The sequence below is a fragment of the Microcystis sp. M144S2 genome (genome assembly GCF_020246065.1).
GTDB classification, from domain to species: domain Bacteria; phylum Cyanobacteriota; class Cyanobacteriia; order Cyanobacteriales; family Microcystaceae; genus Microcystis; species Microcystis ichthyoblabe_A.
The window spans coordinates 49,944-66,858 of record NZ_JADBTR010000076.1; the positions used below are offsets into that span (position 1 = coordinate 49,944).

Annotated in this window: 23 protein-coding genes, 1 tRNA gene and 1 pseudogene; 8 read left to right on the forward strand and 17 right to left on the reverse strand. The window is 45.0% G+C overall.

The features are described from left to right. Positions 1 to 32: 32 nt before the first annotated feature. Positions 33 to 2,558 carry a mannose-1-phosphate guanyltransferase gene (locus IM462_RS10035; RefSeq protein ID WP_287699799.1) on the reverse strand — a complete coding sequence of 842 codons (2,526 nt, stop codon included), beginning with the start codon at positions 2,556 to 2,558 and terminating at the stop codon, positions 33 to 35. Positions 2,559 to 2,764: 206 nt separating this feature from the next. Between IM462_RS10035 and IM462_RS10040 the strand changes: the two genes are divergently transcribed. Both IM462_RS10040 and IM462_RS10045 read left to right on the forward strand, forming a co-directional pair. Beyond that, positions 2,765 to 2,956: a hypothetical protein gene (locus tag IM462_RS10040; RefSeq protein WP_104396538.1), complete on the forward strand. Its 192-nt coding sequence runs from the start codon at positions 2,765 to 2,767 to the stop codon at positions 2,954 to 2,956. Between the two features lie 167 nt (positions 2,957 to 3,123). Further along, positions 3,124 to 3,197: transfer RNA gene (locus IM462_RS10045), tRNA-Arg, on the forward strand. 459 nt (positions 3,198 to 3,656) lie between these two features. Here the strand turns inward: IM462_RS10045 and IM462_RS10050 are convergent. Next, complete coding sequence (locus IM462_RS10050) at positions 3,657 to 3,932, reverse strand: hypothetical protein (protein ID WP_287699800.1); 276 nt, start codon at positions 3,930 to 3,932, stop codon at positions 3,657 to 3,659. Between the two features lie 207 nt (positions 3,933 to 4,139). Further along, the gene (locus IM462_RS10055; protein WP_159294702.1) at positions 4,140 to 4,688 is read right to left on the reverse strand and encodes an RDD family protein; all 549 of its coding nucleotides are present in this window, start codon (positions 4,686 to 4,688) and stop codon (positions 4,140 to 4,142) included. A 208-nt stretch (positions 4,689 to 4,896) separates the two neighbouring features. On the opposite strand from IM462_RS10055, the gene IM462_RS10060 reads away from it, so the two are divergent. Together IM462_RS10060 and bioF are read left to right on the forward strand one after the other, a co-directional pair. Further along, positions 4,897 to 5,256: a DUF6464 family protein gene (locus tag IM462_RS10060; protein ID WP_287699801.1), complete on the forward strand. Its 360-nt coding sequence runs from the start codon at positions 4,897 to 4,899 to the stop codon at positions 5,254 to 5,256. Positions 5,257 to 5,322: 66 nt separating this feature from the next. Next, positions 5,323 to 6,480, forward strand: coding sequence for an 8-amino-7-oxononanoate synthase (gene bioF, locus IM462_RS10065; protein ID WP_287699802.1), 1,158 nt, complete (start codon positions 5,323 to 5,325; stop codon positions 6,478 to 6,480). Positions 6,481 to 6,512: 32 nt separating this feature from the next. Here the strand turns inward: bioF and IM462_RS10070 are convergent, their stop codons facing one another. The 11 genes and pseudogenes from IM462_RS10070 to IM462_RS10120 all read right to left on the reverse strand — a co-directional run bounded on the left by IM462_RS10070 (position 6,513) and on the right by IM462_RS10120 (position 12,802). After that, positions 6,513 to 6,740 carry a hypothetical protein gene (locus IM462_RS10070; RefSeq protein WP_016516502.1) on the reverse strand — a complete coding sequence of 76 codons (228 nt, stop codon included), beginning with the start codon at positions 6,738 to 6,740 and terminating at the stop codon, positions 6,513 to 6,515. A 198-nt stretch (positions 6,741 to 6,938) separates the two neighbouring features. Further along, entirely contained in the window at positions 6,939 to 7,181 is a 243-nt protein-coding gene (locus IM462_RS10075) for an antitoxin family protein (RefSeq protein WP_287699803.1), read from the reverse strand. A 154-nt stretch (positions 7,182 to 7,335) separates the two neighbouring features. Next, the gene (locus IM462_RS10080) at positions 7,336 to 7,476 is read right to left on the reverse strand and encodes a hypothetical protein (RefSeq protein WP_223210631.1); all 141 of its coding nucleotides are present in this window, start codon (positions 7,474 to 7,476) and stop codon (positions 7,336 to 7,338) included. A gap of 19 nt (positions 7,477 to 7,495) precedes the next feature. After that, positions 7,496 to 7,771 carry a BrnT family toxin gene (locus IM462_RS10085; protein ID WP_002795802.1) on the reverse strand — a complete coding sequence of 92 codons (276 nt, stop codon included), beginning with the start codon at positions 7,769 to 7,771 and terminating at the stop codon, positions 7,496 to 7,498. Positions 7,772 to 7,983: 212 nt separating this feature from the next. Further along, complete coding sequence (locus IM462_RS10090; RefSeq protein WP_287699804.1) at positions 7,984 to 8,292, reverse strand: DUF2442 domain-containing protein; 309 nt, start codon at positions 8,290 to 8,292, stop codon at positions 7,984 to 7,986. Then, positions 8,273 to 8,509 (reverse strand): annotated as a pseudogene (locus IM462_RS10095) (DUF4160 domain-containing protein). The gene IM462_RS10090 and the pseudogene IM462_RS10095 overlap by 20 nt, the downstream one beginning before the upstream one ends. Positions 8,510 to 9,055: 546 nt before the next feature. After that, positions 9,056 to 9,436, reverse strand: coding sequence for a clan AA aspartic protease (locus IM462_RS10100; RefSeq protein ID WP_002770875.1), 381 nt, complete (start codon positions 9,434 to 9,436; stop codon positions 9,056 to 9,058). Beyond that, on the reverse strand, positions 9,433 to 9,708 hold the full coding sequence (locus tag IM462_RS10105) for a hypothetical protein (RefSeq protein WP_002752933.1): 276 nt from the start codon (positions 9,706 to 9,708) through the stop codon (positions 9,433 to 9,435). Before IM462_RS10105 ends, IM462_RS10100 begins: the two co-directional genes overlap by 4 nt. A 297-nt stretch (positions 9,709 to 10,005) precedes the next feature. Further along, on the reverse strand, positions 10,006 to 10,164 hold the full coding sequence (locus IM462_RS10110; RefSeq protein WP_002752935.1) for a DUF433 domain-containing protein: 159 nt from the start codon (positions 10,162 to 10,164) through the stop codon (positions 10,006 to 10,008). 176 nt (positions 10,165 to 10,340) lie between these two features. Further along, the gene (locus tag IM462_RS10115) at positions 10,341 to 10,907 is read right to left on the reverse strand and encodes a hypothetical protein (protein ID WP_016515250.1); all 567 of its coding nucleotides are present in this window, start codon (positions 10,905 to 10,907) and stop codon (positions 10,341 to 10,343) included. A gap of 443 nt (positions 10,908 to 11,350) precedes the next feature. Then, a complete protein-coding gene (locus IM462_RS10120) occupies positions 11,351 to 12,802 on the reverse strand; it encodes a RecQ family ATP-dependent DNA helicase (protein ID WP_287699805.1) in 1,452 nt (483 codons plus the stop codon). 180 nt (positions 12,803 to 12,982) lie between these two features. On the opposite strand from IM462_RS10120, the gene IM462_RS10125 reads away from it, so the two are divergent. The 3 genes from IM462_RS10125 to IM462_RS10135 are packed head-to-tail and all read left to right on the forward strand — an operon-like array spanning position 12,983 to position 14,209. Then, a complete protein-coding gene (locus tag IM462_RS10125; RefSeq protein WP_002752941.1) occupies positions 12,983 to 13,168 on the forward strand; it encodes a DUF3285 domain-containing protein in 186 nt (61 codons plus the stop codon). Positions 13,169 to 13,179: 11 nt separating this feature from the next. Next, positions 13,180 to 13,692 carry an rRNA maturation RNase YbeY gene (gene ybeY, locus IM462_RS10130; protein ID WP_287699806.1) on the forward strand — a complete coding sequence of 171 codons (513 nt, stop codon included), beginning with the start codon at positions 13,180 to 13,182 and terminating at the stop codon, positions 13,690 to 13,692. Between the two features lie 28 nt (positions 13,693 to 13,720). Further along, a complete protein-coding gene (locus tag IM462_RS10135; protein ID WP_287699807.1) occupies positions 13,721 to 14,209 on the forward strand; it encodes a diacylglycerol kinase in 489 nt (162 codons plus the stop codon). A gap of 436 nt (positions 14,210 to 14,645) precedes the next feature. On the opposite strand, the gene IM462_RS10140 is transcribed toward IM462_RS10135, so the two are convergent. Then, positions 14,646 to 14,807, reverse strand: a complete 162-nt coding sequence (locus tag IM462_RS10140; protein WP_287699808.1) for a hypothetical protein — start codon at positions 14,805 to 14,807, stop codon at positions 14,646 to 14,648. On the opposite strand from IM462_RS10140, the gene IM462_RS10145 reads away from it, so the two are divergent. Then, a complete protein-coding gene (locus IM462_RS10145) occupies positions 14,797 to 15,036 on the forward strand; it encodes a DUF4327 family protein (protein WP_002738935.1) in 240 nt (79 codons plus the stop codon). The genes IM462_RS10140 and IM462_RS10145 overlap by 11 nt on opposite strands. A 228-nt stretch (positions 15,037 to 15,264) precedes the next feature. Here IM462_RS10145 and IM462_RS10150 read toward each other — a convergent pair whose 3' ends face one another. Continuing rightward, positions 15,265 to 16,455, reverse strand: coding sequence for a class I SAM-dependent methyltransferase (locus IM462_RS10150; RefSeq protein ID WP_287699809.1), 1,191 nt, complete (start codon positions 16,453 to 16,455; stop codon positions 15,265 to 15,267). Between the two features lie 40 nt (positions 16,456 to 16,495). Continuing rightward, a complete protein-coding gene (locus tag IM462_RS10155) occupies positions 16,496 to 16,618 on the reverse strand; it encodes a hypothetical protein (RefSeq protein WP_287699810.1) in 123 nt (40 codons plus the stop codon). Positions 16,619 to 16,915 lie beyond the last annotated feature (297 nt).

Sequence of the window (16,915 nt, forward strand, 5' to 3'; positions counted from 1 at the left end):
TCAAGTTTCGGGGCTAATAGGGCAGAAAAATCCTAAATCATCACTATTTCGCCCTGGTAATGTTCGACGAAATATTGGACACGATGACGATATTCTTTAATTGTCCGATCGACCCATTCCCGCTGCTCACTGTTAGCATAGATATGTACTAAAGGTTCTCCGGCATCGGGTAAAATCAATACCCAGTCATCATTAAGGGGATTAATCACCTTCACCCCATCGATCAACTCTAGATTATCGGTAGCGTGAGTTTCCACCAGATAGCGCATCAGAGATCCCTTGACTTTCCAAGGACAGCGCACCGCCGTATTCTTATTATAAATGCGCGGTAACTCGGCCCGCACCTGAGCTAGAGAACGTTCCTGAATGGTTAACATCTCCAAAAGTTTCGCCACGCTGAACATGGCATCGAAACCGGGATGTAATTGCGGAAAAATAAAGCCAGTTTGCCCAGAGCCTCCTAAAACCACATTAGGATTGGTTTGACATCCTTCCATTAAAGCGCTAGGACTGGCTTTTGTCCGCACCACCCGGCCATCGTGACGACGTGCGATCTGTTCCACGGCACTAGAAGCATGAACCGGCACTACCACTGTACCGCGAGGATGGGCGGTCAGAATTGTATTCACCATTAGAGCAGTTAATTGTTCCCCGCGAATCGATAAACCACTCTCATCGACGAGGACTAATTGTTCCCCGTTGGCCGAAACCTGTACCCCTAAGTTCGCTTTCAGGGCCTCCACCACATGGCCCAATTGATGGATCAGTAACTCTCTTTCCTGCATGGAAAGGGCATTCTGACGTAAACTGGCATTGAGAACCACGGCATCACAGCCAAATTTGGCCAGTAATTCTGGTAAAATTGCCCCTGAGACTCCGTAGGCGTAATCAATGACGATTTTGGAACCACTATTGCGAATAGCCTCTACATTTAGCTGAGTTTCAAAGGTTTTGCGGTAATTATCGAGAATATCAGCCGGATAGGACATACTGCCGATTTCCTGCATTCCCACCCGTCGCAGATCTTCTTTGAAATAGGCCCCTTCGATTTTCTTTTCCCTCGCTTTGGAAACATTAATCCCTTTTTCGTCTAAAAACTCGATTAAGAGAAAATCCGGGCGATCGGGATGAATACGAACGTGAATGCCACCGACTACGTTTAATTTAGCCACTAAAGTCCTGGAAATCGGTAAAGCATTCGCTTGTAGGTTTTGGATATTAACTCCCACGGACATTAAACCGGCAATCAGCGATCGACTGACCATGCGCGAGACACTACGTTGATCCCGGGAGACGATTACCGTTGACCCCGGTTTCAGAATGGAACCGTAGGATGCCCCCAGTTTAACGGCGAATTCGGGCGTGATATCGATGTTAGCGAGGCCCGATACTCCTCGTTGACCAAAGAGGTTTTTATGGGCAGTATTTCCCCAAATCAGGTTAATATTGAGGATGGCTCCCGATTCGATCTGTTTACTCGGCCAGACTCTTACTCCAGAGTTGATCTGCGCTTCTTCCCCGACGATCGATAATTGTCCGATCACCGCACCTTCGTGTACCTGGGCCCGTCGATCGATTCTGGTTCCCCTAGCGATCGTACAAGCGGCTAAATTGACCTCATCCCCGATCACCACACCATTCCAGAGGATGGGACGTTTCAGATCGGACCCAGCACCGATGGTGACATTATCGCCGATAACCGAACCCCTCTCGATCAGAACATTTGCACCAATACGGCAATGATTGCCGATCATGGCCGGGGCCTCAATGTGGGCGCTAGGATCGATATAGGTATTAGTACCGACCCACACCCCGGGGGATTTTTCTCGATAGGGAAATTCTAGGTTAACTTTGCCGGATAAAGCGTCGTATTGCGCTTCTCGGTAGGCCTCCAGATGACCGACATCGCACCAATAACCATCGGCCACATAACCATACATAGGTTCGCCCCTTTGCAGCAGCAGCGGAAACAAATCTTTAGAAAAGTCGGCTTCTTCTTTGTAGGGGAGATAATCGAGGACTTCTGGTTCGAGAATATAGGTTCCGGTGTTGACGGTATCGGAAAAAATCTCGCTGGTGGATGGTTTTTCGATAAAACGGCGAATTCTGCCTTCTTTGTCGGTAATCACTACCCCAAATTCGATCGGATTGGCAACCCGCGTCAGGACGAGGGTTGCTTTCGAGTTTTTACTTTTATGGAATGCGATCGCTTTTTGCAGGTCAAAATCGGTGATACTATCGCCACTAATCACCAGAAAGGTATCATCTAACCATTCGGCAATATTTTTCACACATCCTGCGGTGCCTAGGGGTTGATCCTCCTCCACAGCGTAGGTGATTTTTACCCCAAAGTCGCTGCCGTCTTGAAAGTAGTCGCGCATGACATCGGGGAGATAGTGCAGGGTGGTGATAATTTCGGTAATGTCATGCTTTCGTAGTAAATTGATAATATGTTCGGCGATCGGACGGTTGAGAATCGGGACCATCGGTTTGGGAAGATCACAAGTAAGCGGACGTAATCTTGTCCCCGAACCACCTGCCATTAGTACCGCTCGCATAACTTCCTCCCAAGGCTATCTTTTCGCCGTTTTTAAATAGTTTTTTCAAATTCTGGCTTTAGTTTTCCTATCTCGATCGAGCTAGTTCCTAACCGGCATTCTAACACTGTCTCCCGGATTCAGGACAATATTTTCTTTTCCCAAGTCGGCAAAACCCAAGCTTAAAATGGGAGGTGTGAATTGTCTAAATTCAAGGATGAGATGGCATGAGACTCGTTGTTTTTATCTTAATAATTTTTTATGGTGTCGGTGGTTGGAAATTCTGGAATGGGTACAGAAGCACTAATTTTAGTTCCAGTTTACCCAATCGTTTGGCTCTAACGCTGTTCTGGCCGCTTCTGTTGGCTGTTAATCCCGCCTATCGCAAGAATTTTCAAAAAGCCCTCAAGGGCAAATAAAATTAACATACTGCCAAGGTTGCGGCCATAAAACAAAAAAGGGGGTGAGTATCGAGGTCTTATTCTGCTGGATTAGTCGAGATTACCCCCCCCCAAAAAAAACCTAAATAATCCATGGCAATCAGCAATTTAGCCGTGGATGTCTTATCATGGTTAGGGAAAAAATTGGGGTCGTAGCTCAGTTGGATAGAGCGAGTGCCTCCTAAGCACTAGGCCGCCGGTTCGATCCCGGCCGATCCCGCCTTTTTCAGTGATCAGTGATCAGTAAACAGTGAAAAGATGCTGGGAAACTGCTATTTAGGGCTGGCTGAATAATTATAAAAACCTTGTTGGGTAAGACTTTTAGACTTTTTATCAATCAAAAAGTACCAGGCATGGGAGTGATGAGGGGGAAAATTGAGGCACTTTTTCCCTGAAAATTAGGTAATTGGCCACCTCAAAACCGCTAAAACCCCACACCCGTTCGGCTGAGCTCACGGCCGAAGCCCACACCCCACACCCTGTCCCCACGAAAAACTTTTTCAGCAGACCCTATTTATAGCGCTTTTCACGTTATTGAGGTATCGACAAGTTTTGCCAACAAAGGACTTAAGCTCCTTGCCCATGTCTCATTCTGATGAAAACTGCTATAGCGTTCATTATCAAAATATCTACGGGCTTAATTAAGCCCGTAGGCACGGCTACGGGCAACTTCTAGAGGTTAGACTTGATCGCTTCTGTTCTCGTTAATCTGTCGGATGATTTCAATCATTTGAGCGTGTCGATCATCCATTCTCTCTAGATGCCGGTAAAAATCGGCTTGAGTCTCATAAAAATCTGATTGTGCGCTTGCTATTCGAGCTAGGTAATCGTAAAGCCCTTTTTTCTCCTGTTTCCGTTCTTCGCGGTCACTAGCGACGGCATCAGCTAGGGCTTGAATAGCGCGAGCGTTCGATTCCACTATTTTCTCGATCCGCTCTAATCTGTCTTCTGACATTTTGGTAAACTCCTAATAGACTAATTTCTTGTCCCCCACCGATGCCCGTCGGATGGCGGAATAATACTAAATCCGTTGAGTATAGGCTATATATCAGGACAGCCGAACGGCAAAAGGCAAAAGGGGGAATAAATAACCAGTTTTTAATAACCGGATTTAGTATCACTCAAAACTTAAAACTGATCACTGATAACTGATAACTGCTATTTATCTTCTCATTCTGCCCTTAACTTGATACCAAAGCCTTCTTAAACGTAGATCGAGAGAAAAACCCCGACGGGTGGGAATAACAATCGTGCCACCGATGCGATCGTGGAAAGCGCGGTTCAATTGCTCATCACCGATCGCCATACCACAATCGGCGAAAAGGGGCGAAGATAATAAAATCAAGCTTAAAGGATTGCCAAAAAAAGTATTTAACCCTACCATCATTAAAGCTGCCCCGCCACCAGCGATCGCCTCTCTTTTGCTTAACTCCAAAATTCCGGGTAAACGCTGAAGTCGTAGATCGATGATCTTCATATCCAGGGCCCAACGTCCTAAACTCTGACCCTGATTCTGCGCCACCAATAACACCCGCAAACACCACCAAATCAGGAGAAAAAGGAAAAATTGCAGTACAGGCGCACTATTAGCAAAGGAGCTTAAAAACCAGATCGAGGCAAAGTCGATCAGGAAAGCATAGGCCCGACGATCTAAGGGAATTTTCGGAAATTTTTGCGGTAGATTATCTTCAGGCGGGATGGGGTAAACCATAAAGTCAATTCTCGGAAAAATCCTGCGGTTTATCTTCTACTCTAATCGGGAAATTGGCAATTCTAGAGTGAGTGGAACGAACCACAGAGACACAAAGGACACAAAGATTGATCGCTATTATATAAGTTAAACTTATCACACAAAGAATAAGAGAGCCAGAGATCTAGGCTACCATTGAGCAAAGGTAGCCCAGAATACAGGGATAATCATGGAGCAAGATTCATTAACAACGGAGGTTATTCTAACCCATCCGCGGCAAAGTTTGGGAGAGATACAGTTGGATTGGATGCCACAACCGGGTAATTATTTGGCCTTAAAAGGACAAACCTATGCGGTTTTGGAACGTCACCACCAGTATCAATACAAGATTGGTGGCTATTGTTTACGCAAAATATCCCTTTATGTACAAACTGCTCCCACTCCTAACGAAAAAAGTTTGATTGAAGGACGTTGGGTGATGGGGGATGCTAGTTGTCGTTTTAACGCCAGATCCGAACTGTTACGCTGTGCGATTAACCCCCCAGGTCCCTGTCAAGATTGTCGTTTTTACGAATCTATTAACCCTTAAAAGAGCTTTTTTAGCCAACAATCTGGCTATTTTTCCCTAGCTAACCGCTATATTGATCAATCGCCTATGAATCATCCTTATTCTTGGATCGAGGATAGCTTAAAAACCCTCCATCGGGCCAATTGGTATCGAAGGGTTAAAACCATTCAAGGCCGGGGCGGAGCCGTTATAGAATTAGAGGGTCGATCGCTGATTAATTTTGCCAGTAATGATTATCTGGGATTAGCAGCCGATGAAAGAATGATCGCGGCAGCCATGGCAGCCACACAACGCTATGGAACTGGAAGCACCGGCTCGCGTCTATTAAGTGGACACCGAGATATTCATCGAGACTTAGAATTAGCGATCGCATCTTTTAAAAATAGCGAAGACGCGATCGTTTTTAGTTCGGGATATTTAGCCAATTTGGGGACAATTACCTGTTTAGTGGGGCAGAAAGACCTGATTTTAGGCGATCAGTACAATCACTCTAGCCTCAACAATGGAGCCAAGTTAAGCGGTGCCACGGTGAAAGAATACCGGCACAATAGTCTCGAAGATTTAGAAAATCAGTTATTAGCCCACCGTCATCACTATCGTCATTGTTTACTGCTCACTGATACAGTGTTTAGTATGGATGGGGATATCTGTCCCCTGGCGGGAATTCTCGCTCTAGCCGAGATTTATAATTGCATGGTTTTGGTGGATGAGGCCCACGCTACTGGGGTTATGGGGGAAAATGGCACAGGTTGCGTGGAATATTGTGGTTGTCAAGGACGGGAATTAATTCAGATGGGGACCCTGAGTAAAGCTTTAGGCAGTTTAGGGGGTTATGTGACTGGAAACGCCAAAATTATCGATTTTATCCGCAATCGCGCCGCCACCTGGATTTATACTACCGGTTTATCCCCCGCCGACACCGCCGCCGCTAGAATGGCTTTAGAGATTATTCGTCTGGAACCGGAACGTCGCCAACGCTTACACCAAAATATTAATTTTGTCAAGAGTAAATTAAATAATCTTAATATATTGCCTTCGGAAGCGGCGATTTTATGTTTACCGGTAGCCAATCCGGGTCAAGCCCTAGAATTATCGCAAAAACTGCTAGAAAAAGGCATTTTTGCCCCCGCCATTCGTCCTCCTACCGTTCCCACCAGTCGTCTGCGGTTTACTGCCATGGCCACCCATAGCCTCGCCCATCTAGAGGTTCTTGTCCAGTCTATTGGCGAATCTTTCCCCACATAGAGAAAAAGTTTTTCGTGGGAAGTGGGGAACAACTAAGTTGAGCGGCGGTTAGCATCCTTGATCCCATCATCAAGCTCTCTAGCCTGGCCGCTCCAACGACTTGTTAGACTGGGCTTTCGCAATAAGTTTACGACTTCTCTGCCGCTTGCTGCTTCCTTTTTGCGTAGGTCTGCAAAGATTGCATCCAAGTCATAGTTGAAGGACTTGGCATACTCTTCACGGATTCGGTGGATCTCCTCGACAATTTCATCTGTCCACATGACTTAATCTCCCATCAGTTCGTTGGGTGTGCAAAGGATAGGCAATACCCAAATGGCTCAAGTTTGCGGCTTGCCGCTAAATATTCGCAGGCAACCTGCCAAATTAAAACTCCCTCTGTCAGATTAGCTACTAGAGAAGCTGCGATTGCCTGCTTACTAGGATAACGCGAATCATTGACGTAAATTAAAACATTTGTGTCAACAGCGTTCATGCAACATATCTCTAGTAAACTGGGGAGCATCAGAGGGAATGGGGTTTTGTTGCATTCGCTCAACAAGCAGCCTTAAAAAATTCTGCCTAGCCGCAATATCGGTAATCTTTGGGGGAATAATTTGAGGTGATTTGACAAAAAGCTCCACCTCAGTGCCTTCAGGTAAATCGTAAGCTGTTTGAAGGATGAACGTACCACTATGATAAATTGCTTTCAAGGCTTGGGGCATGGGGAAATCTCTATCACAAGAATTAGGGGTGATTTAGTTAGCTGCTTACAGTCTAGCCTACACGAAGCAAATCCCGTGACGAACAATAGTCTGATAGTTTCATGTCCATATATTGCCATGCCTGACTATATCTAACTATATTTCTATTGAAACTTTACAATACATCGCTATCAATGGGGAGTATAACTTGAGCCTTGGCTTTTGTAGCAGGTAAACCCCGCCGCACTACCGCCTTAGCAAACATTTCTGGCGTAATCTCTGGACAATCTGATAAATCAATATCTTCATCGCTCATTGCATCCAATCGTTGCCAATCAGTTTGAGAGTTGCTCGAAGTAGGTTCGTTGTTCATATTTCGTCGCTTTTCTTGCAGAAATAATCCGGGTGCAATCCTCACGTTCTGTATGGACAACGGCAATCACTCGCCCTTGCAACAAACCGAATGTGACAAAACGCTGCTCTCCATAACCGTAACGATCGTCCTCAACCGTTACAATATCCCCATCAAACACGGCTGGAACATCGGTAAAATCTATTCCGTGCTTACGAAGATTAGCAAGACGTTTTGCTTCATCCCATTTATATTCCATAACCGAACGACAGCTACAATAACCAATTGTAGTTACAAATTGTCTTTACGGCTATCCATGCCAAGCAATTTTTATCGTCAATGAATGCCCCGCAAGCAACTTCAAGCCACTGTCCTAACCGAGGACTTGCCGCGTAACGCCCGAACTCACCCGCCGCTATTGATTTTGGCTAATCCAAAAATAATATAACACAGGTCGGCTGCAGTGATTTCTTAGACAGTCGCTACTCGATTATTTAACCAACGCTTCAAGGATTTTTGACTTTCCCCTGATGGTTGGCCAAGAATCAAGTTTTTAGTGCTAATGTCTTCATCTAGTTGATTCCAATGGATTCCACTGCCACCAGCGAGCAAGCGATAATCATTGCGCTCCTCAGTTGAGCCATGCAGGAGCCGAGGATACCATGCCAGGGGAACAGATATAGTGCGCCCATCAGACAAATCTACACTGAGTGTGTCATCTGTGATGGCCAATTGCTGAATTGCCAATGTTTCAAATACTTCATTCGTTAAAAAAGTCATTCCAGCCTGCTAGTAATTGTTCTTGGTTTTCTTGAACAAGTTTTTGAACGCGGTTAATTTCGGTGCGGTTAAATCCTTGGTTACTCTGAAGACGAACCGGCTGAAGTCAGAATTTAGCGATCTCTCGATCTCGTTCAACATGGATGTGAGGTGGCTCATTGCCATCGCCTGCGTAGCAAAAGAATCGATATGGGCCAACGGTCAAAAGCGTGGGCATTCAAAAGTTTTGCTCTAAATGTCTCAAACATAGCTGAATGCCTCGCTGACTGTCAATCTGTGAATATGCTCATGTAGCTCAACGGCTATTTAGGGTCTGCTGAAAAAGTTTTTCGTGGGGACAGGGTGTGGGGACAGGGTGTGGGGTGTGGGTTTTTACCGATTCTCATCTGGTCAATTACCTAATTTTCAGAGAAAAAGTACCTGAATTTTCCCCCGATCTCTCCCAGAACTGGTACTTTTTGATTTCCAAAAGGTCTAAAAGTCTTATCCAACAAAGTTTTTAGATTTATTCAGCAAACCCTATTTAATACCATTTCTCTAAATGAAAACTACACATCGAATTTAAGTCACCCTTTTTAAGGGGGATTTAGGGGGATTAAACTTCTGTAGTCAGACTTTGGAGAATTGGTATAAGGTTAAGAACAATACAAGATTAGCGTTCGCAGTTTAGTTCCGAAGGTGTTGGATTTCTTTTCGTCAACCCAAGCTACAAGATCAGCAATCGCACTAACGTTCCTGTTAGACCGTGCCTCACGATCAGCTTCTAAACTGCGATCGGTAACTCCGAAATCGTAACCAATCCGCCTTGGACTGTATCGACTTGCAACCGATAACCGCGCAACAGGCTCATTCCAATCAATGGCTCTGTCTCTGCTGCATTAATCTCGATTTCTCGATACTGCCCACCCCAAATCACCATGCCATCATAGATATCAAATAAGACTTCGCTACCATCGCCCAAGGTTGCCCGATCGCGGTAACTCCAAGACAATTCAAGTTCTCTAATAGTAGCAATCGGGAGACTCAAGAACCCTGTAAACCCTGTATCGATCACAGCAGTAATGGATTTAAGTTTGTCGCCGTTCCTCACAACCAAGGAAAGCATTGCTTCGTAATTCTGATTGACGTAACCCTGCATCATCATAGAGCGTCTTTTAAACTCCGTGCGCCGAAACGATGAACGGCGCGATAGCCGATCCGAACAACCCAAGGCTGAGCATCAGGCAATCGTTCATAAAGTCGCCGAGTCGCAGTCATCGTATCGTCGGCAAGCTCAAACGCTCCAGTTTCGATGTCGATCGCCACAATTCTGCCATGATTACCTTCCTCAATTTGGGGGCGCACCTGAGATTCATAAATCTCATCGCCACGTCGGGCAAACTCTTCTTTGCTGTAGCGGGGTTGTCGAACTGTCATAGATTTGACCTCTTTTCAACTATGCCCCTTCATTTTACCCTGAGCAATGGAGGTGTCTATCGTTGAGGTGGCGGAGGGGATTAAACCAGAAGTTGTTGGATTTCTTTTCGTCAACCCAGCCTACATCTGACTTTAACTTGCATTAGGGAACGCACTTAAACCCACAGTTTCAATCAATGTGCATGGTGCGTTCCCCAAAAATCGATCGCTGGAGCAGTAGGAGCCACATTAAGGAACGCACCCTACAAGATCGGCGTACTGCTACGCAGTGCCTTCGGCATCGCACCGTTAAGTCTCTCATTCTAATTTTGTCTTCTTCAATAACTGTAAAGTGTCCATACTCCAACCTTGGGCGAGAAGATCGATGATAAATTCAACCGCAATCCTTGTTCCTTTAATGATAGGTTTTCCCACCAAAATATCGGGATTTAGTGTAATTCGAGTTTCCCAGTCCATAGCTACATCATTGAAAGTGTTTTCAAAAAGGTCAAGGCTGCGTGGGACGCACCCTATATCTCGTTTTATTATAACAGGATTTGGTATCACAGTTTCAATCAATGTGCATGGTGCGTTCCCCAAAAATCGATCGCTGGAGCAGTAGGACTTGCATTAGGGAACGCACCCTACAAGATCTAAGTTTGTTCATTTTTTATTCTGACCAGAGGCCCAATAATTCTTGAATTGATTTTCTCAAGGCTTGGGGAAAGAAGTTCCCAACATATCACGCCGTCGTGCTCTACTAGCTTAATGCCATAGAAATCATCTGGATGTCCTAACTCATTCCTAAAGCTAGGATTTTTACATGGCTTGTCAATTAACTCTACAAATAGTGTAGTAGATAATCGTTGCCAATCGATCTGTTGCTTTTCAGGTAGAGCCTGACAAAATGAAAGAGCGTGCTGAATTTCTTCATTAAGTTTGTCAACACCTAACACATAGGACACCGATAAATTAAAGTCGTTGCCGCTGCTCATGTGTTCTTTGATTTTGTCCCTTAATCGATTGATTAAGCTATGACTTGATTTGTCTAGCTCGCGATGAACAAGCCAATTGCAATACAAATTTAGTGTCGGCAGTTTCGCCTTTAATCCGTGTTCCTCAAGAAGTGTACGCAGTTTGATAAATAGATAAACTACGTCAGGCGGATATGAAAAATTCATTTGGTTACAAAACAAAATGATTTTTTTACTTGTATTCATTTGACAACCTTAAGATTCGCTAGTAACAATGAATAGCTCTAACTATTAATTATACAGAAACTTTCCGTATAACACTCTTAAAAGTAACGATATGGGTCAACTATCGCCCGAACTTTTCCCTATATCACGCCCAAAAGCGTGTTAGCCAGATTAGCTTACTGCAAAGAGCTTCCTTTAAGGAAACTTATCATAGAAGCCTTCTAGGAATCTAGCAAAGATTCTTATATCTGGCTGCACTTTGTTACAAAATTTCACTATTATTTCGGGTAAGGTATGGTAAATCCCTTGATAGATTCAATCGGGACTCACTTCTGGGAAAACCGCTATAGATCTCCTGCAAAAATCAAAAATCTTCCGTTAAGTGAGGAGAATCCCAGACAGGAGGAGAAAAAAGACATGAAAAATTTAGTACAAACGCTCTGCTCTCCCTGTTCTGGCGCTCCCTAGCTTACCAGAGGTCGATTGCGACGACAATTATCGCAATGACCACAGCGAAAATTATCGGCATTTTCCTGAAAACCAAAGGCATTTAAGAGAAAGTGCCAACGACAGCGACGGGTATAGAGGTAGGGAAATATCTCATTTCTGGGTTTAAAAGTCATCTTGGCTGAATTATGAGGATAAATAAGCCGATAATGAAAAGGATCGAGCCATTCTAGGCGATCGAGACTGTGTAAAAGGGAGAGAATGAGCGCACCATCGGGAAATTCGGCACTAATCGCCTCTACTTTGCCCTCTAGGGGAATTTGGGCTAAAATTTGCCAAGCTTGTCGGTATTGGCGTTCCTGTTGGGAGTTAAAGAATTTTTGCTGGTTTTTATCGCTATTATCTAACCATCCCGTCGGTTCACTAATTAAGGTGAGAGCCTGCATTTTACCCCCATCGCGACCACCGCGGCCGATTTCCTGTAGGTATTCCGATAGTAAAGCTGGGGGTTGGTAGTGGACAACCCAACGCACATCGGGTTTATTGATACCCATGCCAAAAGCTGAGGTACAGACAACAAAAGTTAAATCCCCCCGCAGCCAATTTTGTTCTATTTCCCGACGCTGAAAGGGCGATAAACCGGCATGATAGGCACTGGTGCGATAGTGGAGAGATTGCAACCATGTCGCTAAATTTTCACTATGGCGACGGGAACGAGTATAGATCAGGCCGGATTGTCGAGGTTGACTGGTGAGGAAGTTTAATAGTTGATGACGACGACAACCGGGGCTAATACATATTTTGGTGCTTAAGTCAAGGTTTTGACGGTAAGGATTTATTAAGAAAAGTTGTGGTTTTTCTAGTTGTAAGATGCGGGTGAGAGTCTCACGGGTGGCGGGGTTAGCGGTGGCGGTAAAAGCAGCGATCGCTATTTGGCTGCCGGCCGGTTTTGATTGCAGCAGAGCGGGACGGACAGCCCCGAGACGACGGTAGGCAGGACGAAAATTATCGCCCCACTGGGTTAAACAATGGGCCTCGTCGAGGATGAGAGCGTTAATTTTAACGTGGGGAAGGGTTAATTTTGACCAGAGGGGCGGACTTAAGAGGGTTTCTGGGGAAAGATAGAGAAGTCGCAGGGTTTGATCTGCGATCGCGTTTAAGGTTTTCTTTCTCTGTTGTCGGGGGATTTCGTGATGAATCAGGGCGACGGATAGTTTTTTGGCTAATAATTCCTCCACCTGATTTTCCATCAGGGCCACTAAGGGAGAAATCACTAGGGTTAAGCCGGTTTTTAATAAAGCGGGCAATTGAAAACAGATAGATTTACCGAATCCCGTGGGCATGACAATCAGGGCATCTTGTGCCGCTAAAATTGTCTCGATAATCTCCTGTTGGGGAGAGCGAAAGCTATCATAGCCCCAAATTTTCTGAAAAATAGTCCGGATGTTTTCGGGATATTGGGAAGACATGGTTAGACTGCTGGGGTGTGGGGTTTAGGGTGTCGGGTGTGGGGTGTGGGGTGTGGGGGAGTTGAGCGGTTTTGACTATCCCGGAAGGGGAACGATTTTCCCCCGGACTTGAATTTTTTTGGCACTTTTTTAATAATCTGTTACACTTATAGCGATCAATCCTTGTCTGGGGAATTACTGATGACTGAACCTGTTAGCACCACTGACCCCGCAGTAGAAACCGCCACGGAAGCGCAACCCAGTTACGTCAAGCTGGCGATGCGGAATATGGTCAAGAAAAAAGGCGTCTCGTTAAAACACTTTTTTTTGACTACGGCGGCCCTATTAGGCTTTTTTGTCGGTATTTCCTATCTGACGCGTCCCTAGGGTGAAATCTGGTGAGTGAGACTTTGCCCCTAGAGGTGGATTTATGCCTACAGGATAATTATTTTAATCCCGGAAATAGTCCTGTGGATGGGGAAACTTGGCACTATTGGTTGGAGACATGGTTAGGCTATCTATCGGATTATCTCCCCGTTGCCGCCGGTTATGAACTAAGTTTGCGTTTAACAGACGATCGAGAAATTCGGACCTATAATTCCCAGTATCGCCACAAAGATCAACCGACGGATGTTCTCGCTTTTGCCGCTCTCGAAGTGGATTTCCCGGTCGATGAGGGCATTTTAGAGACAGAACCTTTATATTTGGGGGATATTATCATCTCTGTGGAGACAGCACAACAACAGGCTTTAACACAAAATCATTCTTTGGCGCGAGAATTGGCCTGGTTAACTGCCCACGCTTGTTTACATCTTTTGGGTTGGGACCATCCCGATGAAACAAGTCTGTTAGAAATGCTATCTTTACAGGAAACTTTGTTAAAAACCGTCGAAATGCCGATACATAGTTAGTTATTTTTGTCAAGCATTATTGAGGAATATGAAGACAAACTATCATAAAGCCAACCAATCTGCCAGCATACCTAATCCCTATCTCAACAATAATTTTATCCCTCGATCGGGACAGGTGAGTGAGGGCAACAATCCCAGTCAAAGAGAATACGCTTGGCAAGTCGCCTCGAATCTATTAGTCAGTTTTCGCTACGCTTGGGCCGGAGTCCGTTATGCTTTTGTCAGTCAGAGAAATTTTCGCATTCACACCCTGATTACCCTAGTAGCGATTAGTTGGGGCTTATTTTTGCGGGTTGATGCCATGGAGATGGCGATTGTCACCCTTACCTGCGCTCTGGTGATGGTCTTAGAATTAATTAACACTGCCCTAGAATCAGTGGTAGATCTGACGGTGGGGCAATCCTACCATGATTTAGCCAAAATAGCGAAAGATTGTGCCGCTGGTGCCGTTTTAATCGCCTCGATCGCCGCTTTACTCGTAGCGGCTTTTATTTTTATTCCCCATTTATTAGTTTAAGTGGGAAGCTTTTTTCAGTGATCAGCTGTACTGAATTTAAACTGCGTAGGGAAAAATTAAGTACAAATGCTCTGACTTCTCCTCCCTGCTGCCAACTCCAGCACTCCGGTGCAGTCTTTAGATAGGGTTTGCTGAAAAAGTACGGGCGAAGCATTCGGATAGAAAATCTCCGGTTTCACCGATAGGTTATTGCCCGAATGCTTCGCCCCTACAGGACGCGGGCCGATGAAGATGCAAGGTTTTGAACCACGATTCTCTCAAAATCTTGCACCTGTTTCGCAAGAAAAGCCCCAAAACCCTTACCTTGCCTACATTTCACATTTATTCAGCCAACCCTAGATAGTCAACAGCTTAACTGATCACTGATAACTGATCACTGATAACTGATTTGACATAAGGGGACTCGACAGCTTTTAGCCGATGAATTTAACTTTTCTTAACCTAAGCCTAAACTGGCGAGGGGAAAGGGTTTCGCTATATATAAAAAATTGTCATCCTCGATACAGCAAAAAATCTCTTTTGTCCCCTTATAGGTTAGAGTATAGTTATTGATAAGACTTTTTTGTAGATCTTGCAGGAAATCTCCCATGAGTGCCATAACTTTCTCCACCGCTCCCACCGCTTACTCTATCAGGATGATTAAGGACGAAGTCCGTCAGATGGTAGAACAGGGGGTAGTGAGCAGACACCAACCGATCTACACCCTCTGTCAGTTCATTCCCCCTCGGGAGTGGGTTTGTGTTGAATGTGAACTAGAACGGTGTGACTACCTTCTCAGGGATCAAATTGGTGACTTAATCGCCTCGGAATCTTGGGATAATGATTAAACTCTCCCGGTTGCCGATGGGCAAAAACTGGACTGATCAGAAATTTAGCAGCCTTGTCCACTTTCTTAAACTATTATAATTCAGCCCCGGTTAATTCTGGGGCTGAAACTATGGGGACAGGAAGGGGATAATTGTTAAGAAAAAAGAATTTTTGGCAATATTTAGCCAAGTTAGTTCACAAGTTGCCGATTGCCAAGGGACGCTATCTCTAACATCCCCAAATTTTCCCTAACTTAAAATCAGTAGTTGGCGCTGTTGTAAAGAACGCACACCAGTTAATCCTAAACCAACTTGAGCATCGATTGCTCCCACGGTTAAACGACCATCACAAGCTTGTAAAAAAGCAAATTCTCTTTCCGAGAGATTAACCGGCCGATAATCGTAGTCTAGAACACTTGCACTAGGCCAACCGTAAAGACAGGGATGAACTTCGGCCACTGCATTCTCTAGGACTTGATCCCTGGACCAATCGGCAGTCAAAATCGGTGGTTTAGCGAGGAAAAATTCATAGTGGGTGATTTCCGGGTCTAATAATTCCGTCAAGCGATAACGTTCCCTTTCCCCTAAATTTTGCGCTCTAGCCATCAATTCGGGGGATTTACCCAATAAACGCTCTAATTGCCAGTAGGAAGGGTTAGAAAAGCCAATAAAGGCTAATCCTGACGCATCAATCAGTTGAAAGAGGGTATCGATATTATAGTCCACTTCCCGGGGGTGAACGTACATATCAGCGAAGGACTCATCGCGATGATTTTCCATTGACCAACGCTCTTTTTCCCGTTTCAAAATGCGATTATTTTCCGGTAGTGAAGCAAAAATCTCTCGGCCGACAGCGACCCCATCTTTATAATCCCCGCGTCGGTCTCCCTGCAAAAGTGCGATCGCAGATTGCATTAACTGGATTTCCCAGCGGCCCAATTGTGCATAGACGAAAATGTGTAGCAGACCACCGGGGGCCAGTTTTTGCGCGAGGGATTGAATACCTTTAATCGGGTCCGGGAGATGGTGCAGCACCCCGACGCAGTTAATTAAATCAAATTCTCCGGGGAGATTGGTGGCCGATTCGAGGGGTAAATGGTGAAAATCCAGAGAACCTCGGTGCTTTGCTGCAACTCCCGAACGATTACAGCGTTCTTTGGCAATTTCTAGAGCTTTTTCACTGATATCTATCGCGACTATATTAGCGAAAGGGTTGAGCGCGAGCAGATATTCGGTTCCCGCACCAGTACCACAACCCGCATCGAGAATGCGGATATCCTCTCGTTCGGGTTTACGATGACAACAAAAGTTATAGGCAGCAATCCAATTCCAGCGCCAATTGTAACCCGGAGGAGGTTCGTCTAGGAGCGGTTCGGGGGGGAAAGGATAGGTATTGTAGAGACGTTGTACAGCAGTGCGAATAGTAGCGTCGTCGGACATGAAAATTGGCAGAGTTTAGGATAACACTCGATCGATTGTCTCACAGACGGCAGCGATCGGGAAAGTCAGCCGGGGTTTTTTTGAGTTGGTCGAGGGTAAATGATAAATAATCATTATGACTATCCAGTTCTGTGCCAAAACTAGATATTATTTCTTTGGTCAATATTCTTTTCTATTCCTTGTCCTACTGTCTCTTAACCCTATCTAAGTTTTACTGGCAATTATTCGAGAGTCATTCTCTAACAATTATCTCAAATAAGTAAGTAGTTATAATTAAATTGAAGATAGATTTTGCCTCTGATCCCCCCTGCCCCCCTTAATCTATCCATTAGTCACATCTTTCTTAACATAAAATTTGACAAAAAGAGAAAAGTGTGCAAGATGGCTCAAGGGGGTTCTATGGGGGGACTAATTTGATGAGATAGTTTCCAAGTCTGGCTGATATCATGTAACCTTCGCA